The organism is Micromonospora sp. DT63, from assembly GCF_049841615.1.
In the GTDB taxonomy this organism is placed as follows: Bacteria; Actinomycetota; Actinomycetes; order Mycobacteriales; family Micromonosporaceae; genus Micromonospora.
This window is the reverse complement of record NZ_JBNCKQ010000003.1, coordinates 496,591-519,164: the sequence shown is the minus strand read 5'-3', so window position 1 is coordinate 519,164 and position 22,574 is coordinate 496,591. Positions and strand designations below refer to the sequence as shown.

The 22,574-nt window shown below is 72.0% G+C and carries 19 protein-coding genes; 7 read left to right on the top strand and 12 right to left on the bottom strand.

What is annotated here, in order from left to right:
- The first annotated feature begins 77 nt into the window (after positions 1 to 77).
- On the top strand, positions 78 to 953 hold the full coding sequence (locus tag ACLQ27_RS14805) for an alpha/beta fold hydrolase (protein ID WP_357491272.1): 876 nt from the start codon (positions 78 to 80) through the stop codon (positions 951 to 953).
- A 4-nt stretch (positions 954 to 957) separates the two neighbouring features.
- Here ACLQ27_RS14805 and ACLQ27_RS14800 read toward each other — a convergent pair whose 3' ends face one another.
- Complete coding sequence (locus ACLQ27_RS14800; RefSeq protein WP_357491274.1) at positions 958 to 1,512, bottom strand: carboxymuconolactone decarboxylase family protein; 555 nt, start codon at positions 1,510 to 1,512, stop codon at positions 958 to 960.
- A 74-nt stretch (positions 1,513 to 1,586) separates the two neighbouring features.
- On the opposite strand from ACLQ27_RS14800, the gene ACLQ27_RS14795 reads away from it, so the two are divergent.
- From ACLQ27_RS14795 to ACLQ27_RS14785, 3 genes are all read left to right on the top strand, one after another.
- On the top strand, positions 1,587 to 2,063 hold the full coding sequence (locus ACLQ27_RS14795; protein ID WP_357573570.1) for a MarR family winged helix-turn-helix transcriptional regulator: 477 nt from the start codon (positions 1,587 to 1,589) through the stop codon (positions 2,061 to 2,063).
- A gap of 180 nt (positions 2,064 to 2,243) precedes the next feature.
- Positions 2,244 to 2,519 carry a hypothetical protein gene (locus ACLQ27_RS14790; RefSeq protein WP_357573571.1) on the top strand — a complete coding sequence of 92 codons (276 nt, stop codon included), beginning with the start codon at positions 2,244 to 2,246 and terminating at the stop codon, positions 2,517 to 2,519.
- A gap of 78 nt (positions 2,520 to 2,597) precedes the next feature.
- Positions 2,598 to 3,959, top strand: coding sequence for a hypothetical protein (locus tag ACLQ27_RS14785; RefSeq protein ID WP_357573572.1), 1,362 nt, complete (start codon positions 2,598 to 2,600; stop codon positions 3,957 to 3,959).
- Positions 3,960 to 4,029: 70 nt separating this feature from the next.
- Here ACLQ27_RS14785 and ccsB read toward each other — a convergent pair whose 3' ends face one another.
- Genes ccsB through hemL form a run of 6 tightly spaced genes read right to left on the bottom strand, consistent with a single transcriptional unit; the run spans position 4,030 to position 10,049 of the window.
- Positions 4,030 to 5,007 carry a c-type cytochrome biogenesis protein CcsB gene (gene ccsB / locus ACLQ27_RS14780; protein WP_425867163.1) on the bottom strand — a complete coding sequence of 326 codons (978 nt, stop codon included), beginning with the start codon at positions 5,005 to 5,007 and terminating at the stop codon, positions 4,030 to 4,032.
- Positions 5,007 to 6,662 carry a cytochrome c biogenesis protein ResB gene (resB, locus tag ACLQ27_RS14775; RefSeq protein WP_357573574.1) on the bottom strand — a complete coding sequence of 552 codons (1,656 nt, stop codon included), beginning with the start codon at positions 6,660 to 6,662 and terminating at the stop codon, positions 5,007 to 5,009. Before resB ends, ccsB begins: the two co-directional genes overlap by 1 nt.
- Complete coding sequence (locus ACLQ27_RS14770; protein WP_234587772.1) at positions 6,662 to 7,489, bottom strand: cytochrome c biogenesis CcdA family protein; 828 nt, start codon at positions 7,487 to 7,489, stop codon at positions 6,662 to 6,664. The genes resB and ACLQ27_RS14770 overlap by 1 nt, the downstream gene beginning before the upstream one ends.
- The gene (locus ACLQ27_RS14765) at positions 7,489 to 8,058 is read right to left on the bottom strand and encodes a TlpA family protein disulfide reductase (protein ID WP_425867160.1); all 570 of its coding nucleotides are present in this window, start codon (positions 8,056 to 8,058) and stop codon (positions 7,489 to 7,491) included. Before ACLQ27_RS14765 ends, ACLQ27_RS14770 begins: the two co-directional genes overlap by 1 nt.
- Positions 8,058 to 8,705: a histidine phosphatase family protein gene (locus ACLQ27_RS14760; protein WP_234587777.1), complete on the bottom strand. Its 648-nt coding sequence runs from the start codon at positions 8,703 to 8,705 to the stop codon at positions 8,058 to 8,060. Before ACLQ27_RS14760 ends, ACLQ27_RS14765 begins: the two co-directional genes overlap by 1 nt.
- 3 nt (positions 8,706 to 8,708) lie before the next feature.
- Positions 8,709 to 10,049, bottom strand: coding sequence for a glutamate-1-semialdehyde 2,1-aminomutase (gene hemL / locus ACLQ27_RS14755; protein ID WP_357491285.1), 1,341 nt, complete (start codon positions 10,047 to 10,049; stop codon positions 8,709 to 8,711).
- A gap of 164 nt (positions 10,050 to 10,213) precedes the next feature.
- Here hemL and ACLQ27_RS14750 point away from each other — a divergent pair, with 164 nt between their 5' ends.
- Entirely contained in the window at positions 10,214 to 10,549 is a 336-nt protein-coding gene (locus ACLQ27_RS14750) for an STAS domain-containing protein (protein ID WP_007454492.1), read from the top strand.
- A 118-nt stretch (positions 10,550 to 10,667) separates the two neighbouring features.
- Here the strand turns inward: ACLQ27_RS14750 and ACLQ27_RS14745 are convergent, their stop codons facing one another.
- The gene (locus tag ACLQ27_RS14745; protein WP_425867158.1) at positions 10,668 to 12,281 is read right to left on the bottom strand and encodes an ABC transporter permease; all 1,614 of its coding nucleotides are present in this window, start codon (positions 12,279 to 12,281) and stop codon (positions 10,668 to 10,670) included.
- Positions 12,278 to 13,174 carry an ABC transporter ATP-binding protein gene (locus ACLQ27_RS14740; RefSeq protein WP_357491289.1) on the bottom strand — a complete coding sequence of 299 codons (897 nt, stop codon included), beginning with the start codon at positions 13,172 to 13,174 and terminating at the stop codon, positions 12,278 to 12,280. The genes ACLQ27_RS14745 and ACLQ27_RS14740 overlap by 4 nt, the downstream gene beginning before the upstream one ends.
- Before the next feature lie 92 nt (positions 13,175 to 13,266).
- Between ACLQ27_RS14740 and ACLQ27_RS14735 the strand changes: the two genes are divergently transcribed.
- Positions 13,267 to 13,764 (top strand): GbsR/MarR family transcriptional regulator, encoded by a 498-nt coding sequence (locus ACLQ27_RS14735; RefSeq protein WP_234587782.1) that lies wholly within the window; start codon positions 13,267 to 13,269, stop codon positions 13,762 to 13,764.
- A gap of 9 nt (positions 13,765 to 13,773) precedes the next feature.
- Here ACLQ27_RS14735 and ACLQ27_RS14730 read toward each other — a convergent pair whose 3' ends face one another.
- Both ACLQ27_RS14730 and ACLQ27_RS14725 read right to left on the bottom strand, forming a co-directional pair.
- Positions 13,774 to 14,328 (bottom strand): response regulator, encoded by a 555-nt coding sequence (locus ACLQ27_RS14730; protein ID WP_357491292.1) that lies wholly within the window; start codon positions 14,326 to 14,328, stop codon positions 13,774 to 13,776.
- Complete coding sequence (locus ACLQ27_RS14725) at positions 14,325 to 18,692, bottom strand: HAMP domain-containing protein (RefSeq protein WP_357491294.1); 4,368 nt, start codon at positions 18,690 to 18,692, stop codon at positions 14,325 to 14,327. Before ACLQ27_RS14725 ends, ACLQ27_RS14730 begins: the two co-directional genes overlap by 4 nt.
- A gap of 355 nt (positions 18,693 to 19,047) precedes the next feature.
- On the opposite strand from ACLQ27_RS14725, the gene ACLQ27_RS14720 reads away from it, so the two are divergent.
- Entirely contained in the window at positions 19,048 to 21,117 is a 2,070-nt protein-coding gene (locus ACLQ27_RS14720; RefSeq protein WP_234587785.1) for a SpoIIE family protein phosphatase, read from the top strand.
- 22 nt (positions 21,118 to 21,139) lie between these two features.
- On the opposite strand, the gene ACLQ27_RS14715 is transcribed toward ACLQ27_RS14720, so the two are convergent.
- Positions 21,140 to 22,498 (bottom strand): FAD-binding oxidoreductase, encoded by a 1,359-nt coding sequence (locus ACLQ27_RS14715; RefSeq protein WP_357491298.1) that lies wholly within the window; start codon positions 22,496 to 22,498, stop codon positions 21,140 to 21,142.
- Between the last annotated feature and the right edge of the window lie 76 nt (positions 22,499 to 22,574).

The following is a 22,574-nucleotide window of genomic DNA, read 5'->3' as shown; positions in this document are numbered from 1 at the left end:
GAACTCACGACGCTGAGTCAGCATCCAACGGCCATATCGGGGTATCGCGAGTCTCAAGCCGGCGGATGGAGGCAGCGATGGGCGGCGAAACGGTGCCGGCGGGGTTCACCGAGCAACGGGCACGGGTCGGCGAGATCACCCTGAACTACGTCCGGGGCGGCAGCGGCCCGCCACTGGTGCTGCTGCACGGCTATCCGCAGTGTTCGCACATGTGGCGGCACCTGCTGCCCGAGCTGGGGCGCTCCTTCGACGTGGTCGCGCCCGACCTGCGCGGCTTCGGGGCCAGCGACGCCCCAGCCGGCGGCTACGACAAGAAGACCGTCGCCGCCGACCTGCACGGACTGCTCGACCAGCTCGGCCTGACCGGTGACCTGCGGGTGGTCGGGCACGACCTCGGGACGATGGTGGCGTACGCGTACGCCGCCGCCCATCCGGAGCGGGTGAGCCGGCTGGCGCTCACCGAGGCGCCGATCCCCGACGAGAGCATCTACACGTTCCCCGCGCTCACCGCCGCCGGGCCGGGGGTGTGGAACTTCGGCTTCTTCTCGATCGGCAACGGGCTCGCGGAGGAGCTGGTCCGGGGGCGCGAGTCGCTCTGGGTGGACCGGTTCACCGATGCCCTGATGGTGCGCAAGGGCAGCATCGCCGCGCCCGACATCGAGGAGTTCGCCCGCCACCTGCGCGACCCGGCGCACCTGCGGGCCAGCTTCGCCTACTTCCGGGCGTTCGATCAGGACATCGTCGACAACGCGGCGTACCGGGCCACGAAGCTGACGATGCCGGTGCTGGCCGTCGGCGCGTCGGCCAGCCTCGGCGGACAGGTCGCCGAGCAGGTCCGCCGGTACGCCGACACGGTCCGCGGCGAGGTGATCGACGACTGCGGGCACTGGCTGTACGAGGAACGCCCGGACGAGATGCTGGCCCTGCTGCGCGACTTCCTCGGCGCGAAATGACCGGTCAGGCGGCGGGCGTCCAGGCGTGGGCGGCCAGCGGCGGGTCGAGCGGTGCGCGGGTGAGCCGGTTGGCGAAGGTCGACATGGTGTACGCCCCGACGCCCAGCACCACGTCCAGCGCCTGCCGGGGCTGGTAGCCGGCGGCCAGGAAGGCCTCCAGCTCCTCGTCGGGCACCGCGCCGTGGTGCGTGAGCACGGCAAGCGTGAACTGGCGCAGCGCCTCCAGCCGCGGCTCGGGCAGCTCCGCGCCGGCGCGGAGCGCGGTGATCAGCGCGGCGCTCGCGCCGAGCTCAGTGATCTTGCCGCTGTGCAGAGCCACGCAGAAGTGGCATTCGTGGGAGGTGGAGACGGTCAGGATGACCACCTCCCGCTCCACGGGCGCGAGGCTGGTCTGCTCGAATCCGGCGCTGGCGGCGAGGAAGCCGTTGAGCAGCTGCGGCGACTCGGCCATCAGCCCCACCCCGGTGGGAAGCCAGCCGAACCGGCCGCGCACGCTCTCGACGGTCCGGCGGGCTGCGGTCGGTGCGGTCTCGGCGGTGTGGACGGTGAAGACGGACATGGTTACCTGCTTCCACGGCGTACGCCGTAAGATGGTCAACGTGGTTGACGAAATAGTAAACGTGGTTGTCGAACATGGCAACCTCTGATCCCGCCCGGCCCGGATTCCAGCTCCCCCTGTTGCTGCTGGCCGGCTTCCGCACCCTGATCGACGACCTGCACGCCGAACTGGCCCGACAGGGGCACCCCGAGCTGCGCCCGTTGCACGGCTTCGTGTTGCAGGCCGTCGGGGTGCACGGCACCACCGCCACCGAGCTGGGCCAACGGCTGGGCATCTCCAAGCAGGCGGCCGGCAAGACGGTCGACCGGCTGGTCGCCGTCGGCTACCTGGAACGGGTCGACGATCCGTCCGACGCCCGCCGCCGGCTGGTCCGGGTGACCGAACACGGCGCCGACGGGCTACGCCGCTCGGCGGAGACCTTCGACCGGTTGCGCGAGCAGTGGGCCGAGGCACTGGGCGAGGAGCGCGTCGCCGCCCTGGAGGACGACCTGCGCACGATGGCCTCGGCCAACTGGTTCCGCCTCGACGTGCCGGGCTGGTTCGGCGGCTGACCCCACCCCAGATCGCCGGCGCTGCGGCCCTTGATCGACACCACATCGGCGAGGTGGCGGTTTGCCGGCGGCGTGACACCCCCACCTCCCCGATGTGGTGTGGATCAAGGCGGGTCAAGCCCTGCGGACACATCTCACCGTTCGTGGCGCAACGGCCGAACCGCAGCGCAGGCTGGAGGCATGTCGGACGCGTACGTGGTCGGCGACCCGGACGGGTTGTCGCCCCTGCTGGTCGAGCTGCGCGACACCATCGCCCGGGAGCTGCACGCGCAGGTGGCGCTGCGGGGCGAGCGGATCGAGCTGGCCGACCTGCCCGAGGTGTCCTATCAGGTCACCATCCAGGTCGAGCGGGCGTTGCGCCTCTGGCGACCCGGGTCGCAGCCGCGCGGCGGGGCCCGTTTCGACGGTGGTCGCGCACCGATCGACGGATCGAGAACTGTCACAAGTGATCTCTAGGATCAGGGGTGCCCGGTCGGGTCGGGGCGGCAGCAACTCCGGCTTCTTCCGACCGGCTCACCCTCACCAAGGAGATCGATGAGATCTGTGCGCGTTACGCGTGGCCGGCTCCTGCGCGGGCTCACCGCGCTGGTCGTGACCGCCGCGGGGGTCGGTGCGACGGCAGCACCCGCCCTCGCGGTTGACGACCCCGGCTGGGTCAACGCCTGGATGGAAGACGTGACGGTGGGCGGTCCCGGCGCTCCCGCCCGGACGGTCTCGCTGACCCTGACCAGCACCGGCGCCACCGAGCCCCGGGTGAGCATCGACCTGGCCGGTCTGGCCGGCGTGGCCACCGCCAGCTTCCCCGCCGGGTGCGTCACCGCGGGCACCTCGACGACCTGCCCGATGCCCCCGACGGCCGTCGACGAGTTCGGCACGCTCACCGGCACCGTGCCGGTGGTGTTCCGGGCCGCTCCCGGCGCCGCCGACGGCGCGACAGGCACGCTCGACTACACCGCGTTCGGCGAGCAGACCGAGGCGTACGCCCAGCAGGCGACGATCACCGTGCGGTCCGGGCCCGCCCTGCTCGACATGGTCGACGAGTACGTCTCGGGCGTCGAGGTGGGCGACACGCGCCAGGTCCCGGTGGTCGTGGTCAACGCCGGTGACCAGCCGACCGTGGACCTGCGGCTCACCATGCGCTTCCCGGTGGGTCTGACGCCCGCCAGCTACCGCAACTGCCGGTACGGCACCGACCGGGTGCTCGCCACAGTGGCCGTCTGCACCGTGCGGGGCACCTTCGCGCCAGGTCAGCGGCACGAGCTGCGCGGCGGGCTCGCCACCACGGTCGGCCCGGCCACCCTCGGCGACAAGCGGATCACGCAGATCGTGGAGCCGCTGACCACCGCCGGGCCGCTGCCCAGCGGTGTGAAACTCGCGCACCGCGAGGCCGACCAGGCGCTGCGGCTGCGGGCGGTCGGACGGCCGCTCGACGTGATCCCGGTCGAGGTGACCGGCGCCGGCGGGCAGACCTACCTGCGCAAGGTCCAGGGCGCCTTCGACATCGTCGCCCAGGGCGCGACAGTCACCGGGGCCGTCGGTGACACCGTGCGGGTCACGGTGGGCCTGCGCAACGAGGGCCCCGGCGTCCCGGACGCCACCAACTCGGGTGACGGCGTCGGCGCCTTCCTCTTCGTGCCGCCGGCCGGCACCACAGTGCTCGGCAACCCGTCGGGCTGCTGGCTCAACGGGGACGAGGAGAGCGCCGGGGACGCCCCGACAACCTGGTACTGCAACGGGCCGGGTTCCGTGTTCCCGGCCGGGACGAGCCGTACCGTCGCGTTCGACCTGCGCATCGACAGCCTCTCCGGTACGCCCGGCGAGATCCAGCCGTACCAGCGTTACCCGCGCGTGGACGACGACCCGAGCAACGACATCGCCCCGGTGACCGTGAGCTGACCAGGGCACCGAAAGACGACGGGCCGGTCACGGACGAATCCGTGGCCGGCCCGCGCGTCGTCGACAGCTGTCAGTTCAGCCCACCGTACGAGTGCAGGCCGGTGAAGAAGATGTTCACGCCGAACAGGTTCATCAGCATGGTGAGGAAGCCGAGCACCGCGATCCAGGTGGCCACGTTGCGCTTCACGCTCGGCGTGGCGCGAGCGTGCAGGTAGCCGGCGTAGACGACCCAGGAGATGAACGCCCAGGTCTCCTTCGGGTCCCAGCCCCACGGCCGACCCCAGGCCGCCTCGGCCCAGATCGCGCCGGCGATGACCGCGAACGTGAAGATCGGGAACGCGAACGCGTGCAGCGTGAAGGTGAGCCGTTCCAGACTGACCGCGGGCGGCAGCCGCTTCGCCAGGGTGTACGGGAAGCTCCGCTTGCCCTGCTCGTACCCGTTGCGCATCAGGAAGCCGACCGCCGGCACCGCGCCGAGCAGGAAGATGCCGGACGCGAAGACGATCGTCGAGACGTGGATGACGAACCAGTACGAGTTCAGGGCCGGCACCAGCGGCACGATCGGCACGTACAGGACCAGCTCGGCGGTGGCCACCAGCAGCACCATCACCAGGGTCAGGAACAGCCCGAGCTTGCGCAGCGACGGTCGCTTCCAGAGCACCACGAGCCAGGCCGCGACCCCGATGAACGTCACCGTGAGCACGAACTCGTACATGTTGCCCCAGGGCATCCGGTCGGCGGCCAGACCCCGCGTGACCAGCGCCGCGAGGTGCAGCACGGCGGCCAGCGCGGTGGCAGCCACCGCGACCAGGCCGGCGATCCGGGCCCGACGCGCCGCGCCGTCGGCAGTCGGTGGGACCGGCGCGGGCGGCTCCGGGAGGACGCCGCCGCCACCGCCGACCCCCGCCCCCACCAGCTCGCGGGCGGGCGACGCCACGGCGATCCGGGTACGCGCGTTGCCCAGCGCGAACTCGACGGCGTGACTGATCATCGCGATCAGGTACGTCAGGATCGCGAAGGTCACCAGATTGTCGGAGAGCGCGGACATCACTCGGTCCCTTCTCGCACACCGGCCCGGTCGCTGGAGTCAGCGTCGGTGCCGGCCCGCTCGGCAGCCCCGTCGGCACCGCTCACAGCGGTGACGAGCTGGGCGAACTCGTCGGCGAACCCTGGATAGTCGGTGCGTGGCAACCCACCGGCCTCCATCAAGCTACTACCGCCCGTCGGAGATCCATTCGCCGGGTCGGCCGGTGCCACCCGGAAGAACACCCGGCGGCGCCGGCCGAACAGCGAGCCCATCAGCCCGACCAGCAGCGCGCCGCAGCTCACCAGCAGCGGCGTCGAGCCCGGGTCGTGCCGGACGGAGAGCGTCACGTACCGCTCGGTGCCCAGGAACTCGACTGTCGTGCCGTCGTCAAGCGTCCACTTCTCGCCCTTGCGCAGCAGCTTGCTGCCGATCTCCTTGACCTTGCCGTTGCGCACCTGCCGCTGGTCGAGCTGGTAGACCGAGCCGGGGATGCCGGCGTCCAGGCCGAGGTTGCCCCGGTAGGCGACCAGGTTCAGCGCCGGGTTGCGCTCGGTCGGGTACTCCGAGCGGACGAACGGGGCCTGCTGCGGCGCGGTGGGCAGGTAGATGCCGGTGAACGCCATCTGCTCACCAGGGGTCCGCTTGCCGGTGGCCGGGTCGACGTTCGCGTCCGGGAAGGCCGCCAGTCCCTCGCTGGTCAGGCCCATGTCGCCGGTGGTCAGGAACGGCTCGTCACTGACCTGGCTGTTGCCGAACCGGTCGGTGTAGCGGATCACCGGGGCGTACCCGTGACCGAGCAGGTAGACGCTCGCGTCGGCGAGTCGCAGTGGTGAGTTCACCGAGAAGTCCGCGCTACGGGTCGGCTCGTCCGGACCGTCGACGGTCACCCGGGCGTTGAAGTACTCCGGCTGGCCGGACGGCAGGAACCGGGCCTGGAAGTCGTCCAGCCGCAGGCAGAAGCGGGGCAGGTCCCCGCTGTCGACGCGGGGGCCGAGCTTGGCCTCGGCGTACTGCTGGCGGGTGTTGCAGAACGCGTTGTCCGCGCCCGCGACGAGCAGACGGTTGCCGCTCCAGCCGTACCACGAGCCGAGCGCGACACCGATCAGCACCGCGATCAGCGAGGTGTGGAACAGCAGGTTGCCGGTCTCCTTGAGATAGCCCTTCTCGGCGGAGACCTCGTCGCCGCGGACCTCGACCCGCCAGCGTCGCTTGCGCAGCACCTCGGCGACGGCGGCCGCGCCACCGGCCGGGGCCTGCAGTACGGCGTGTTGCGGCAGCCGCGCCAGCTGCTTCGGCGCGACAGGTGGCCGGGACCGGAGCGCCCGGACGTGGTCGCGCAGCCGGGGCGTGATGCAGCCGATCAGCGACGTGAACAGCAGCAGGTAGATCGCGGAGAACCAGACCGAACCGAAGACCTGGAACGCGCCGATCCGGTCCAGTCGGGGGGCCCAGTCCGGGTGGTCGACGAAGTACTGGTTGACCTTCTCCGGGCTGATCCCCCGCTGCGGCAGCACCGAACCGGGAATCGCGGCGATGGCCAGCAGGAAGAGCAGGATCAGCGCCGTACGCATGCTGGTGAGCTGCCGCCACGAGTTGCGCAGCAGGGCCAGCAGCCGGTTGGGCCGGCGCCGGGGCGCCGGGGCCTCGGCCTCCGGTCGGTCGTCGACGACAGTCATCAGATGCTCACCTCGCCCACCCCGACGGTGGTCTGCAACCAGATCACGAAGCTCTGCCATCCGCCGGTGACCAGCGCCAGGCCGATCAGGATGAGCAGGGCGCCGCCGACCCGGGTGACCCAGCGGCTGTTGCGCCGGATGGCACGGAAGACTCCGAGCAGGCGCTGGAAGCCCAGCCCGAAGACGACGAACGGTATCCCCAACCCGAGGCAGTACGCCACGGCGAGCACCACCGCGCGGTCGCTCTGACCACTGGTGGCGGCCATGCCCATCACCGCGCCGAGGGTCGGACCGGTGCACGGCACCCAGCTGAGCGCGAAGACCGCACCGAACACGGGTGCGCCGAGCAGGCCGGCGGACGGCAGCCGGGAGATCCGGAACTCACGTTGCAGGGCGGGGATCATGCCGAGGTAGCCCAGGCCGAGCACGATGATCAGCGCGCCGATGCCGATCTGGAGTTCGCGCTTGTAGTCGAAGAAGACCCGACCGATGCCGGCGAACAGGATCGCGGTGGCGACGAAGACGACAGTGAAGCCGGCGATGAAGAGCAGGGTGCCGGCGAGCACCCGACCCTTGACCGCCGCCGACGGCGCCGTCCGCTCCCGGACCGCGACACCCCCGCCGGTCGTCTCGGCGGGCGCGGGAGCCGTCACCGGGCGGCGGCCCTCCAGGTCGGCGCCGGCCAGGCCGGTGACGTACGACAGGTAGCCGGGGACCAGCGGGAGCACGCACGGGGAGAGGAAGCTGACCAGCCCGGCGAGCGCCGCCGCGCCGATCGCGAGCACCAGCGGCCCGCTCTGGGCCAACTCCTTGAAGGTCTCACCCATCAGTTCGGCGCCGGCTTCTCGGCCGCGACCCGCTCGACGACCGGTTGCAGGCCCTCCTGCTTGACGGCGGCGCGGATCACCACCGCGACCCGGCCCTCCCGGTCGAGCACCACTGTCGCCGGGACGGTGTTCGGCGGGATGTCCAGGTCGAGTGCCAGACGGCTGGACGGGTCGAAGAGGCTCGGATAGGTGACCCGGCCCTCCTCGAACGCCTTGGCCTTGTCCCGCTGGTCCTGCACGTTGATGCCGAGGAAGCTCACGCCGGAGCCCTTGGTGGCCTGGTAGGTGGCTTCCAGGTCGTCGGCCTCGGCGCGGCACGGCGCGCACCAGGAGCCCCAGAAGTTGACCACCACGACCTGGCCGCGGGCCTGGTTGACGTCGTAGGTGCCGCCGGTGAGCAGCTCACCGGCGAGTTTCGGAGGGGCCGAACGCTGGTCCGGTGCGCACTCGATGATGCCGTCGGAGGTGGTCGAGCAGGTCTTCTCCTGCCCCTTCGACGACGTGCAGCCGACCAGCGCCACCGCTGCGACGGTGGCGAGCAGACCCGCGGTCCACCTCCGGGCGGTCATCAGGCCCCCTTGGCCGTCCGGGCTGTCGCGGAGAGGGCGATGAGGTGCGCGGCCGGCTCGCTGTAGCCGATGCCGACCACCTTCGCGCCGTCGAAGTGGAACGAGGTGAGGCTCGCCAGCCCGCACTGCCGCTTGCGCGGGTCGTGCCACAGCCGCTTGCGTTCGACGTGGCGGCGCAGCGTCCAGATCGGGAGCTGGTGCGACACCAGCACGGCCTCGCGGCCCTCGGCGGCGACCCGGGCGGCGTGCACGGCGGCGAACATCCGCTCGGCGATCACCCGGTACGCCTCGCCCCAGGACGGCGTCACCGGGTCGCGCAGCACCCACCAGTTGCGCGGGTCGCGGAACGACCCGTCGCCCGGGGAGACCTTCTTGCCCTCGAACCAGTTGGCGCTCTCGATCAGCCGCTCGTCCACCCCGACCGGCAGCCCGAACTGGGCGGCGATCGGCTCGGCGGTCTGCTGGGCGCGCTCCAGCGGACTGGCCACCACGTGCACGATCTCCCGATCGGCCAGCCCCTGCGCGGCGGCCTTGGCCATCTGCACGCCCAGCTCGGACAGGCGGAAACCGGGCAGCCGCCCGTACAGGATCTGGTCGGGGTTGTGCACCTCGCCGTGCCGGAGCACGTGGACCACCGTCTTGCTCACCGTTTACGACCCCCCGTGACCAGCCGCCGCCGCCGCGTTCGCCGCCGTGGGCAGCGCTGCGGCGATGTGCTCCAGAGCGGCGTCGTCGAGCGCCGCCGACACGAACCACGACTCGAACGCGCTCGGCGGCAGGTAGACGCCGGCGGCGAGCATCGCGTGGAAGAACGCCTTGAACGCCGGCACCTGCTGGGTGCGGGCGCTGTCGTAGTCGACCACATCGGCGTCGGTGAAGAAGATCGAGAACATGCTGCCCGCGTACGACAGCCGGTGCGGGACCCCGGCGGCGGCCAGCGCGTCGGACGCGAGCTTGCCCACGACGGCGGCCGTGTCGTCGAGGCGCTGGTACAGCGCGTCGTCGGCGAGACGCAGCGTGGCCAGGCCGGCGGCGCACGCGAGGGGGTTACCGGAGAGCGTGCCGGCCTGGTAGACCGGGCCGGCCGGGGCCAGCCGCGCCATGATGTCCGCGCGGCCACCGAAGGCCGCGGCGGGCAGGCCACCACCCATGACCTTGCCGTACGTCCACAGGTCGGCGTCGGAGGGGTCGAGGCCGTGCCACCCGGCGCGGGAGACCCGGAACCCGGTCATCACCTCGTCGACCACCAGCAGGGCGCCGTGCGCGTGCGCGATCCGGGCTAGCTGCTGGTTGAACCCGTCGCGGGGGGCGACCACGCCCATGTTGCCGGCGGCGGCCTCGGTGATCACCGCGGCGATGTGCGGGCCCTCGGCGGCGAACGCCTCCTCGACGGCCCGGATGTCGTTGTACGGCAGCACGATCGTCTCGCTGGCCGCCGCGCCGGTCACGCCGGGCGAGTCGGGCAGGCCCAGGGTCGCCACGCCGGAGCCGGCGGAGGCGAGCAGCGCGTCGACATGGCCGTGGTAGCAACCGGCGAACTTGACGATCTTGGAACGGCCGGTGAAGCCGCGAGCCAGCCGGATCGCCGACATGGTGGCCTCGGTACCGGAGTTGACCAGGCGTACCTGCTCAACCGGCGTCCGGTCGACGATCTCGGCGGCCAGCTCCACCTCACCCGGGGTGGGCGTGCCGAAGCTGGTGCCCCGGGCGGCGGCGGCCTGCACGGCCTCCACCACCTCCGGGTGGGCGTGCCCGAGGATCAGCGGACCCCACGAGCAGACCAGGTCGACGTAGCGGCGACCGTCGGCGTCGTACAGCCACGGGCCCTCGCCACGGACCATGAAACGCGGGGTGCCGCCGACCGCCTGGAAGGCACGCACGGGGGAGTTGACCCCGCCCGGCACGATGGCGCGGGCGCGGTCGAACAGGGCCTCGGAAGCCGGCGCGTCGGCCGGGTAACGGCCTCTTCCGGCGGAAACGATGTCGGTCACGATGCCGCCATTGTGTCAGCGACGGACGGTCAACCAGCAGCCACCCCGGGCCGGGGTTACCAGGCTCACCCGCTGCCGGCGCCCGTCACCAGCCCCGACACCTGCCGGCCGGCGGCTCGCGGCCTCAACAGGCCGGGTCAGCTGGATCGCGCTAGGCTGACCGGGTGGATCGTGCCGAACTGTCCATCACGCTACACCGGACGGGCGACGAAGCAGTGCTGCGCCTGGCCGGTGAGATCGACATGCTCACGGCCGCCCAGCTCAGCACCGTCGTCAACGAGGTGCTGGCCGATCCGCCCCCGCGGATCGTGCTCGATCTCGGCGGCGTCACCTTCTGCGACTCGCAGGGCCTGGGCACGCTCGTGGTGCTCAGCCGCAAGGCCAGTCACGCGCAGAGCCTGCTGATGCTCACCCACGTCGGCGACTTCCTGATCCGCGTCCTGGACATCACCGGCCTGCGCAGCGCCCTGATGATCCGCAACGACCAACCAACCGGCTGACCCCCACCCGGCCCCACCTCCCGCCGGTTCCCGGGGTTGACCATGAAGTTATTGCCGAATTCTGTCCCATTTGTCGGCAATAACTTCATGATCAACGCGGATCGGGGCCGGGGGTCGGTTACTGGGTGGGGATGTCGCGGGTTTGGAAGGTGCGCAGGGCCAGGGCCAGGAGGGCCGCGGTGATCACCGTGAGGGCCACCAGGGGGGTGGCCGTCCAGTTGTCGCCCAGGACCTGGGGGGTGTGCGTGAACGGGGAGACGTCCAGCGCCCACTGGCTCAGCTTCAGCACCGCGCCGATCTGACCGAGCAGCAGGCAGCCGGCGAGCACGGCCCAGGCCGCCGAGGAGAACCGGGGCAGCCAGCCCACCAGCAGCGCGGCGAGCCCGGCGAGCACCCACACCGCCGGCACCTGTGCCAGCCCGACGCCGAGCAGCCGGAGCAGCTCACCACCGACGTCGCCCACGCTGAGACCGTACGACAGCCCGGTCGCGAGCCCCGCCACGGCCAGCACCACCACCGGGCCGAGCAGCGCGAAGAGCAGGTGCGCCGCCAGCCAGCGGGACCGGCTCACCGCCGTGGCGAGCAGCGGCTCGGCCCGCCCGGCGGTCTCCTCGGCCCGCGCCCGCAGCGCGGCCTGGATGCCGTACCCGGCCGCGGCCAACGCGGTCAGGCTCAACGAACTCCCGAGGTACGCCTCGGCAAGCGTCGCCGTGCCGCCCAACCGGGCCAGGATGTCGGCGACCTGCTGGTTGCCCTGCACCGCGTCGGCAGCCGCGTCGGCGGCGCCACCCAGCACCAGACCGAGCAGCCCGAAGCCGAGCGTCCAGCCGAGCAACTGGCCCCGGTGCAGCCGCCAGGCCAGGCCGAACGGACCGGCCAGCCGCGGACCCGCGGTGGCCGGGCCGAGTCGTGGCGGCAGCACCCCCGCGCCGAGGTCGCGGCGCACCGATACCGGGTACGCGACGAGCGCGACCACCGCGGCGAACAGCACCGGCAGCAGGAGCACCCACCAGCGCTCACCGGCGAAGGCCCGCACCCGGGGCGCCCAGCCCAGCGGCGAGACCCAGCTCAGCCACTCGGCCTTTCCACCGGCGCCGCCGGACCCTCCGGCGTCGCCCGCCAGCCGCAGCACGAAGGCCAACCCGAGCACGCCCAGGCCGATGCCGCGCGCCCCGCCGGCGCTCTCGGTGAGCTGCGCGGCGAGACCGCCGACAGTGGCGAAGGCGACGCCGGTGAGCGCCAGGCCGGCACCGAAGATCAGCGACCCCGCACCGGGCAGACCCGCGGCGACCAGGCCGCCGGCGATGAGCAGACCGAGAAGCACATTCGCGGCGTACGTCACCAGCAGCGCCGCGGTCAGACCCGCGTACCGGCCGAGGACCGTCGCGCCGAGCAGTTCCCGCCGGCCGGCCTCCTCCTCGGTGCGGGTGTGCCGCACCACCGTCAGCAGGCTGGCCAACGCGGCGACCAGCACCAGCATGCCGGCCCGCTGGACGGTGAGCGCGCCGATGCTGTCGCCGAACACCGGGCCGAGCAACGCGACGATCGACGGGTTGCTCGCCGTGTTGGCCAGGTACGCGGCCCGCTCGTCGGCGGTCTGGTACAGCTCGGCGTACGCGCTGGCGTAGCTGGCCGGCAGCACGGCGAGCAGGAGGATCCAGATCGGCAGCACGACCCGGTCCCGCCGCAGGATCAGCCGCACCAGGTGCCGGGTGCCGGTGAAGGCGCTCATGACCGCACCTGCTCGGCCTGGTAGTGCCGCAGGAACAGCTCCTCCAGCGTCGGCGGCTGGCTGGTCAGGCTGCGTACGCCGATCTCGGTGAGCCGGCGCAGCGCGGCGTCCAGCGCGGCGTCCTCCACGTCGAAGCGCACCCGCTGCCCGTCCACCCGCAGGTCGTGTACGCCGCCGAGCTGACCCAGGCCGTCCACCGACCCGGTCACTTCGGCCTCGATCGAGGTGCGTCGTAGGTGCCGCAGCTCGCTCAGGGTGCCGGTTTCCACGTCCCGCCCGTTGCGGATGATCGTCACCCGGTCACAGAGCGCCTCCACCTCGGCCAGGATGTGGCTGGAGAGCAGCACCGTGCGACCGTCGGTCCTGGCCCGGCGCACCCAGTGCTGGAAGACCTCCTCCATGAGCGGGTCCAGGCCGGAGGTCGGCTCGTCCAGGATGAGCAGTTCGACATCCGACGCGAGTGCGGCCACCAGGCCGACCTTCTGCCGGTTGCCCTTGGAGTACGCCCGGCCCTTCTTGCGGGGGTCCAGCTCGAAGGAGTCGAGCAGTTCGGCTCGGCGGGCCGGGTCGAGGCCGCCGCGCATCCGGCCGAGCAGGTCGATGACCTCGCCCCCGGAGAGGTTGGGCCAGAGCGTCACGTCGCCCGGCACGTACGCCAGCCGGCGGTGCAGGGCCACCGCGTCGCGCCACGGGTCGCCGCCGAGCAGTCGGACGTCCCCCGCGTCCGTCCGCAGCAGCCCGAGCAGGGCCCGGATGGCCGTCGACTTGCCGGCGCCGTTCGGGCCGAGGAAGCCGTGCACCTCGCCGGCGCGGACGGTCAGGTCCAGACCGTCCAGCGCCCGGGTCCGGCCGAAGGTCTTGACCAGGCCGGACACCTCAATCGGAGTTTCCATATATCGGAAGCTACACTCGTTTCACAAAGTTGTGAAGACAGTGAGAGTCGGGGCACCATCGGTGCCCACGAACCGCGCAGGGAGGGACCGCCATGGCAGCCGACGACGGCCACGACCCCGTGCACCTCTTCGTCGAACGGATGGCCCTCACGTTCGCCGAGGTCGGCTTCCCACGGATGGCCGCCCGGGTGTTGTTCACCGTGATGAGCGCCGACGACCCCCTGACCGCCGCCGAGATCGGCGAGCGGCTCGGCGTCAGCGCGGCGGCGGTCAGCGGCGCGGTCCGCTATCTCACCCAGTTCGGCATGCTGATCCGCGAGCCCGTCCCCCGGTCCCGCCGCGATCGCTACCGGATGCCGGAGAACCCCTGGTACGAGGGGACCATCACCAAGACCGCGATCTACAAGACGTTCATCGACGTAGCCGAGGGCGGAGTAGCCGCCCTCAACGGCCCCGAGACACCGGCCGGCGAACGGGTCGCCGAGATGCGCGACTTCTTCATCTTCGTCCAGGAGGAAATTGACTCGCTGGGCGAACGCTGGCGGGTCCGCCGGGCCCAGACCGGCCATCTGCGCCCCGGCGAGGGCTGACCGGCCCGGTCAGGCGGAGCTGCCCCAGCGGGCCTGCTCAAGCAGCTCCACCGCACGCCTCTGCGACTCCTCGTCGTCGGAGCGGAGCAGGGTGGTCGCCTCGTCGACCGCGTCGGTGAGCCGCCGCCACTGCGTGTCACGCTCGCGCACCAGGTCCGACTGGGCGGCCAACTGCCGGGTCTTCACCCACAGCTCGACGAAGACCGACACCTTGGCCCGCAGCACCCAGGGGTCGAACGGCTTGGTCAGGTAGTCCACCGCGCCCACCTGGTAGCCCCGGAGCGCGAGCTGGGCGTCCCGGTCGGCGGCGGTGAGGAAGATGATCGGCACGTGCCGGGTCCGCTCCCGGCGCTTGATGTGGCTGGCCGTCTCGAAGCCGTCCATGTCCGGCATCTGCGCGTCCAACAGGATCACCGCGAAGTCGTCCACCAGCAGCTGCTTGAGCGCCGCCTCGCCGCTCTCCACGGCCACCGACTGCACCGGAAGGCCCTGCAGGATCGCCTCCAGTGCCATCAGATTCTCGCGGCGGTCGTCCACGAGCAGCGCCTTGGCCATCTGGGTCACGAAGTCTCCTCGGTCCGGCCGCCGCTGATCCAGGACGACATCAGCTCGATCAGGTCGTCCAGGTCGACCGGCTTGGTGATGTAGTCACTTCCGCCGGCCGCCAGCGCGGACTCGCGGTCACCCGGCATCGCCTTCGCGGTCAGGAAGACGACCGGAAGATCGGCGAACCGGTGGTTACGGCGGATCTGGCGGGTCGTCTCGTATCCGTCCTGGTCCGGCATCATGGCGTCCATCAGCACGATGTCCACCTCCGGGTGCTCGGCCAGCAGGCGGACGCCGTCCGCCCCGTTGTCCGAGTACAGCACGGTCATGCCGTGCAGCTCCAACGCGCTGGTCAGAGCGAAGACGTTGCGGACGTCGTCGTCCACGATCAGCACTGTGGCACCGTCCAGCTGACGGGTGGCCGGCGCCTCCGGCCGCGCCGGCAGCAGCTCCAGCGGCGGCATCAGCAGCGACGACGGCAGGCCGGCACGCTGCGGTGACGGCGCCTGGGGCGCGACCACCGCGTCCGGAGCGAGGACCTGCGGCACGAACAACGTGAACGTCGAACCCTGTCCGGGCGCCGACGACACCGTGATGGTGCCGCCGATCAGCCGGGCCAGGTCACGGCTGATCGACAGCCCCAGGCCGGTGCCGCCGTAGCGGCGGCTGGTCGTGCCGTCCGCCTGCTGGAACGCCTCGAAAATGATCGACAGCTTGTCGTCGGAGATGCCGATGCCGGTGTCGATCACCGTGAACGCGATCACCTGCTGGGCGTTGGTGAGCGCCGGCACGTCGAAGACCGCGTTCTCGGCCGCCGGGGCGATCCGCAACGTCACCGCGCCGTTGTCGGTGAACTTCACCGCGTTGGAGAGCAGGTTGCGCAGGATCTGCTGCAACCGCTGCGCGTCGGTGACCAACGCCGGCGGCAGATCCTTGCTGACCCGTACCTGGAAGTCGAGGTGCTTCTCCTCGGCCTGCGGCGCGAACGCCTGCTCCACGTAGCCACGGATCTCCGCGAAGCGGATCTCGGTGGGCTCGACGTCCATCCGGCCGGCCTCGATCTTGGACAGGTCCAGGATGTCGTCGATCAGCGAGAGCAGGTCCGAACCGGCGCTGTGGATGGTCCGGGCGAACTCGATCTGCTTCGGGTTGAGGTTCTGCTCCGAGTTCTCGGCCAGCAGCCGGGCCAGCAGCAGCAGCGAGTTCAGCGGCGTACGCAGCTCGTGGCTCATGTTGGCCAGGAACTCCGACTTGTACGCCGAAGCCCGCGTGAGCTGCTGCGCCTTCTCCTCCAGGCCCAGCCGGGCCAGCTCGATCTCCCGGTTCTTGGTCTCGATGTTGCCCTTCTGCTCGGAGAGCAGGGTGGCCTTCTCCTCCAGCTCGGCGTTGGTGCGCTGCAACTCCGCCGACTGCTCCTGCAACTCGTGCGCGAGCCGCTGCGACTGGGCCAGCAGCTCCTCCGTACGCCGGTTGGCCTGGATGGTGTTGACCGCGATGCCGATGGTGAGCACCAGCCGCTCCAGGAACGACAGGTGCAGCTCGGAGAACGCGGCCACGCTGGCGAACTCGATCACCCCGAGCAGCTCCCCCTCGAACAGCACGGGGAGCACCACCAGGTCGGACGGGGGTGTCTCGGCCAGGCCGGAGCGCAGCGTGAGGCGGCTGTTCGGGGAGGCGCTGACCCGGATCGTCCGGCGCGAGAGGGCGGTCTGACCGACCAACCCCTCACCCGGGCCGAAGGTGACGTCGTGCCCGCGCGCCACGTACCCGTACGACGAGGTCAACCGCAGCCGCATGCTGCCGTCGGTGTCGTCGGCCAGGAAGAAGGCGCCGAGCTGGGCGTCGACCAGCGGGGTCACCTCCATCATGATCATGCGGCAGACCTCGCCCAGGTCCCGCTGGCCCTGCAGGAGCCCACCGATGCGGGCCAGGTTGGAGTCCAGCCAGCCCTGCTCGGCGTTCTTCTTGGTCGTCTCCCGGAGGGTGACGATCATCTGGTTGATGTTGTCCTTCAGCTCCGCGACCTCGCCCTGCGCCTTGACCGCGATCCGCTGGGTCAGGTCGCCCCGGGTCACCGACGTGGACACCTGGGCGATGGCCCGCAGCTGGGTGGTCAGGGTCGAGGCGAGCTGGTTGACGTTCTCGGTGAGGTCGCGCCAGGTGCCGGAGACACCCTTCACCTGGGCCTGACCGCCCAGCTTGCCCTCGATGCCGACCTCGCGGGCCACCCGGGTCACCTCGTCGGCGAACGACGACAACTGGTCGACCATCGTGTTGACAGTCGACTTGAGTTCCAGGATCTCGCCCTGCGCGTCGACGGTGATCTTCTGGCTCAGGTCACCCTTCGCCACGGCCGTGGTCACCGAGGCGATGTTGCGGACCTGGCTGGTCAGGTTCGACGCCATGGAGTTCACGTTGTCGGTCAGGTCCCGCCAGGTGCCGGAGACGCCCTTGACCTGCGCCTGGCCGCCCAGCTTGCCCTCGGTGCCCACCTCACGGGCCACCCGGGTCACCTCGTCGGCGAACGACGACAGCTGATCCACCATCGTGTTGACGGTCGACTTCAGCTCCAGGATCTCGCCCCGCGCGTCCACCGTGATCTTCTGCGACAGGTCACCCTTCGCCACCGCCGTGGAGACCTGCGCGATGTTGCGCACCTGGGCGGTCAGGTTCGACGCCATCGAGTTCACGTTGTCGGTCAGGTCCCGCCAGGTGCCGGCGACCCCGCGCACCTGCGCCTGACCGCCGAGCTTGCCCTCGGTGCCCACCTCACGCGCGACCCGCGTCACCTCGTCGGCGAACGACGACAGCTGATCCACCATCGTGTTGACGGTCGACTTCAACTCCAGGATCTCGCCCCGCGCGTCCACCGTGATCTTCTGCGACAGGTCACCCTTGGCCACCGCCGTGGTCACCGACGCGATGTTGCGGACCTGGCTGGTCAGGTTCGACGCCATCGAGTTCACGTTGTCGGTCAGGTCCCGCCAGGTGCCGGAGACACCCTTCACCTGCGCCTGACCGCCCAGGTTGCCCTCGGTGCCCACCTCACGGGCCACCCGCGTCACCTCGTCGGCGAACGACGACAACTGGTCGACCATGGTGTTGACGGTGTTCTTCAGCTCCAGGATCTCGCCCTGGGCGTCGACGGTGATCTTCTGCGACAGGTCACCCTTCGCCACCGCGGTGGAGACCTGGGAGATGTTGCGGACCTGGCTGGTCAGGTTGCCGGCGAGCTGGTTGACGTTCTCGGTGAGGTCCCGCCAGGTGCCGGAGACGCCGCGCACCTGCGCCTGACCACCGAGCTTGCCCTCGATGCCCACCTCACGGGCGACCCGCGTCACCTCGTCGGCGAACGACGACAACTGGTCCACCATCGTGTTGACGGTGTCCTTCAGCTCCAGGATCTCGCCCTGCGCCGCCACGGTGATCTTCTGGGAGAGGTCACCGCGCGCGACAGCCGTGGAGACCTGCGCGATGTTGCGGACCTGGGCGGTCAGGTTCGACGCCATCGAGTTGACGCTGTCGGTCAGGTCCTTCCAGGTGCCGGCCACGTTCGGCACCTCGGCCTGGCCGCCCAGCTTGCCCTCGGTGCCCACCTCGCGGGCCACCCGGGTCACCTGCTCGGCGAAGAGCCGCAGCGTGTCGGTGAGGTAGTTCATCGTGGCGGCCAGCTCGGCGACCTCACCGCGCGCGCCGACCGTGATCTTCTGCGACAGGTCGCCCTTGGCCACCGCCGTCGCCACCTGCGAGATCGATCGCACCTGGCCGGTCAGGTTCGACGCCATGGTGTTCACCGAGTCGGTGAGGTCCTTCCAGGTGCCGGCGACGCCCCGGACGTCGGCCTGGCCGCCCAGCTTGCCCTCGGTGCCCACCTCACGGGCCACCCGGGTCACCTCGTTGGAGAAGGACGACAGCTGGTCGACCATCGTGTTCACGGTGCGCCCGATGCGCAGGTACTCACCGCGCAGCGGCCGACCGTCGATCTCCAACGCCATGTGCTGGGACAGGTCGCCGTCCGCGACCGCCACGATCACCCGGGCGATCTCGGTGGTGGGCCGGCCCAGGTCGTCGATCAGCGAGTTGATCGCCCGCTGCCCCTCCGCCCAGGAGCCGTCCAGCCCCTCGTCGTCGAGTCGCTCGGTGAGCCGGCCGTCCCGACCGACGATCCGGCTGATCCGCCGCAGGTCCAGGTACTGCCGCTCCTGGAGCGAAACCACCTCGTTGAAGGCGTCCGCCACCTCGCCGGCCTTGCCGGCACGGCGGGGCAGCCGGACCTTCAGGTCGCCGCGACCGATCCGTCGCAGCGCCTCGGTCAACTCACCGAGGAGCGCCTCGTGGTCGGGCGCGGACGGATCCGCGACCGACTGCTTCGCCGTGGTCATCATTCCTCGCTCAGCTCGGGGGGCCCGTGCCCGTACGGACACACCGGCACCCCATATTGTGCCCGCGCGCGCCGTAGTGCCAGGGTGCGCGACCCGCCGATCGGCCCTGGTGGCCTCCGCGATCCCCCCGGCGACGCCCAACCCGGCACAGACCTCGCCGAGTGGCGCTGATCACCGGAGGGATCGCGTGGCCGACCCCGAGTTGGCGGGACGCTGCCAGGCCCCGTCGTCACCGGTGCGGGCCTTTCGCGCCCAGCCCGCCGACACGCACCCGCCGCACTCCGCCGACCGAGGCCCGCCCCGCCGATCGCGCATCGGCTTGGCACCCGACGGGGGAACGGTGGAGGATACGGGGGTGTCAGCCGAGGCGGGGGCCGCGACGGCCGGGGCCGAAAGCGGGGCCGTCCGGCGTGTCCGCCTGCCCGCCGACCGCCGTACGCCCGCCGCCGCCCGCGCGGTCGTCCGCTCCGTCCTCGCCGAGGCGCACCTGGACGACCTGGTCAACGAGGCGCTGCTGCTCACCACCGAGCTGACCACCAACGCCGTCGAGCACGCCGGCACCGAACTGGACATCGAGGTCGTCGCGGACGGCGTCGGGCTCTCCGTGACCGTCTCCGACTTCGCGCCCAGCTCGGGCAACGACGAGCTGACCGTCGGCACCCGCAACGACGCGACCGAGATCAACGAGGTTTCCGTACGCGGTCGCGGACTGCTCCTCGTCGACCACTTCGCGAGCCGCTGGGGCACCACGTACCTGCCCACCGGCAAGGGCGTCTGGTTCCGGTTGGACCGTCCCGGCGCCGAGCCGGCGGCCGGGGCCAGCTCCGGCGGCACGTCGATGGCCGGCAACCCCGAGGCCGTCGACAGCTCGGCGCCGAGCGCCGGCGCGATGAGCGAACTCATGCAGACCGCCCCCGACGTGTACGCGGACGACCCGCTGCCCGACTTCGCCGCCAGCCTGCTCAGCCGGGTCGCCGAGATGGTCGGCGCGGCCGGCGGCGCGATCCGACTGGACCGGGGCGACGGTCAGGGGCGACAGTTGCTGGCCCGTTTCGGCCGGCAGCCCCGCCCCGACAGCGAGCTGCTCCGGGTGCCGCTGACTGTGCACCGCCCGTACGCCGGGGAGCTGGAGCTGGACGCCGCGCCGTCGGCGTACGCCCGACCGCTGGCGGTGCTCACCGCCGAGCGCCTGTCGCTGCACCTGGAGAACGACCGGCTGCGCCGGGCGGACGTACGCCGCCAGGCGTGGTTGACGTTCCTGGCCGAGGCGAGCGAACTGCTGGCCCAGTCGCTGGACGTCGAGCTGACCATGGCGCTGATCCCGCAGTTGGTGGTGCCCCGCCTCGGCCAGTGGTGCGCGGTGCACACCACCGACGAGTGGGGCCGACTGCGGCTGGCGGCGGCCAGCCACGCCGACGAGTCGATGCTGCCGCAACTGCACAAGGTGCTGGCCGAGACCGGCCAGGACTCCATCCAGGCCCGGCTGCGCGAGGCGACCCGCAGCGCGGCGCAGATCCCGCTGGGCGGGCCGATGGAGGGTTTCGCGGTCCCGCTGATCGCCCGCGGCCAGCGGCTCGGGACCCTGGCGGTGGGCCGGCACCAACGGCACCGGCACGACCCGGACGAGGTGGCGGTGCTGGAGGACGTGGCCCGGCGGGCCGCGCTGGCGATCGAGAACGCCCGCATCCACGCCGAGCGCCGACGGGTCGCGCAGACACTCCAGCACTCCCTGCTGCCGCCCGTCCTGCCCGTGGTGGACGGCATCGGCTTCGCCGCCGAGTACGTGCCGACCGGCGACGACGCCGAGGTGGGTGGCGACTTCTACGACGTGGTGCCGCTGCCCGACGGGCGCTGGCTCGTGGTGATCGGGGACGTCTCGGGCAAGGGCGTCCAGGCGGCGGCGGTCACCGGACTGGTCCGCGACGTGATCCGGGTGCTGGTCGGCGACGGCAAGCCGCTGCCGGAGGCGCTGGCCCGGCTCAACGAGACGCTTGTCGAGCGGGGTGGCGGCCGGTACTGCACGCTGGCCCTGGCGGCGGTCGGGCCGGGTGACGGTGACCGCCTGGACGTCTCCCTGCACCTCGCGGGGCACGACCGGCCGGTGCTGCTGGCCGGTGGAGGCGGCGCCCGGTTCGTCGGCACCGGCGGCACGGCGCTGGGCCTGCTCGACACGATCACCTCGCCGACCGCCGAGATCACCCTCGCCCCGGGTGACTCGCTGATCTTCTACACCGACGGGGTCACCGAGCGGCGGCGCGGCCGGGAGCTGTTCGGCACCGACCGGCTGCGGGACGCGGCAGCGCCGTTGGCCGGCTACTCGGCCGACGTGGTCGCCGCCCGCCTACGCGCCGCCGCGATCAACTTCTCGGTCGAGCCGCCCCGGGACGACATCGCCGTGCTGGTGCTGCGCAACGACGCGGCCTGACGCCGACACGCCCGATCCCGGGTCACAGGCCGCCGGGGAGGCGGCCGGGGGCGAGGCGGTGCTCCGGGTCGAGGTGTTCCTTGGCGGCCCGGAGCCGGGCCAGGCCGGCCAGCTCGCCCCACAGGTCGACGGCCTGGCGCACCGCCGCGGGGGCGGAGACGACCACGCAGCGACCCTGCCGGGCCAGCAGCACGCCACGGACCGCGGCCAGGATGGACGCCACCCGGTCGGGTGCCACCGCGCCGGGCAGGGCTGCGTGCACCACGCCCATCCCGGCCGAGCCCCGCACCGGCACGGGGGCGCCGGCCGCGTCCCGCAGCGCGTAGACGGCGGCGTGGAGATCGCTGATCGGCACCTCCAGGCGCAGCGCCGTGTCGCCGGGCGCGAACGGGTAACGCCGCCACCACGGCGGGGCGGAGTGGGCGACCGTCGCCTCGCCGTGCAGCAGCCCGACCAGCCGCTCAGCGCGCTCGGTGACCTCGGCCGGGCCACCCTCCAGCAGCACGACCAGGCTGCCCGCCCGGGACGGGGCGCTGGGCCGGCCGGACATCGACGGGTGGCGCTCGCGGGCGGTGGCGGCGGGATGGCCGGGCGGGTAGGCGGTGCGCGGCCGGGGCGGCCCGCCGGGCAGGTCCAGCTCGATGGCCGCCGGCTCGAGTCGGGCGGCGAGAATCACCCGGACCAGGTCGTGGACCTCCAGCGGCGTCCACACCGGACGCGACACCCAGAGCCGGGTGGCCGGCACCGGCTGCACCCGCAGGCTCGCCGAGACGAGCACGCCGAGGGCGCCCTGCGAGCCGCAGAGCAGGCGGGCCAGGTCGAGCCCCGGTGCGCCACCACCGGCGCTCACCAATTCACCGTCGGCGCCCAGGTAGCGGACGCCGAGGAGCTGGTCGCACGGGCTGCCGTGGCGGTGCCGGAGCGGCCCGGCCTCCCCGGCCGCGAGCACCCCGCCCAGCGTCGCGCCCGGCGACGGGGCGTCCATCGCGAGCCGCTGCCCGGTGCGCTCCAGAGTGGCCTGCACCGCCCGCAGCGGGGTGCCCGCACCCACCTCGGCCACCGGAGCGCCCACCGGCTCGTGGCCGATACCCGCCAGCCGGCCGGTGTCGAGCATGATGTCGACCTGTGTGGGGGTGGCACCCCAGTCGATCTTCGTGCCGGCGCCTCGGGGCACCACCGCCAGGTCGTGCACGGCGGCCAGCCGCAGCACCTCGGCTGCGGCGTGCGGGCCACCGGGCACCGCCACCCAGCGGGCCGGACGCCCGGCGACCTCGTCGGCCGGGCCGGCGAGTCGGGCGAACGGCGGACCGCAGATCGCCGTCAGTCGCCGGGTGATCTCGAGGGCTCCGGACCGACCGAGGGAACTCGCTGCTGCCGCCATGCCGGCTATCGTACATGTGTTCGAAAGCCGTGGTGATGGCCTTCGGGATGCCACTGGTCCGGCACGCAGGGTGAGC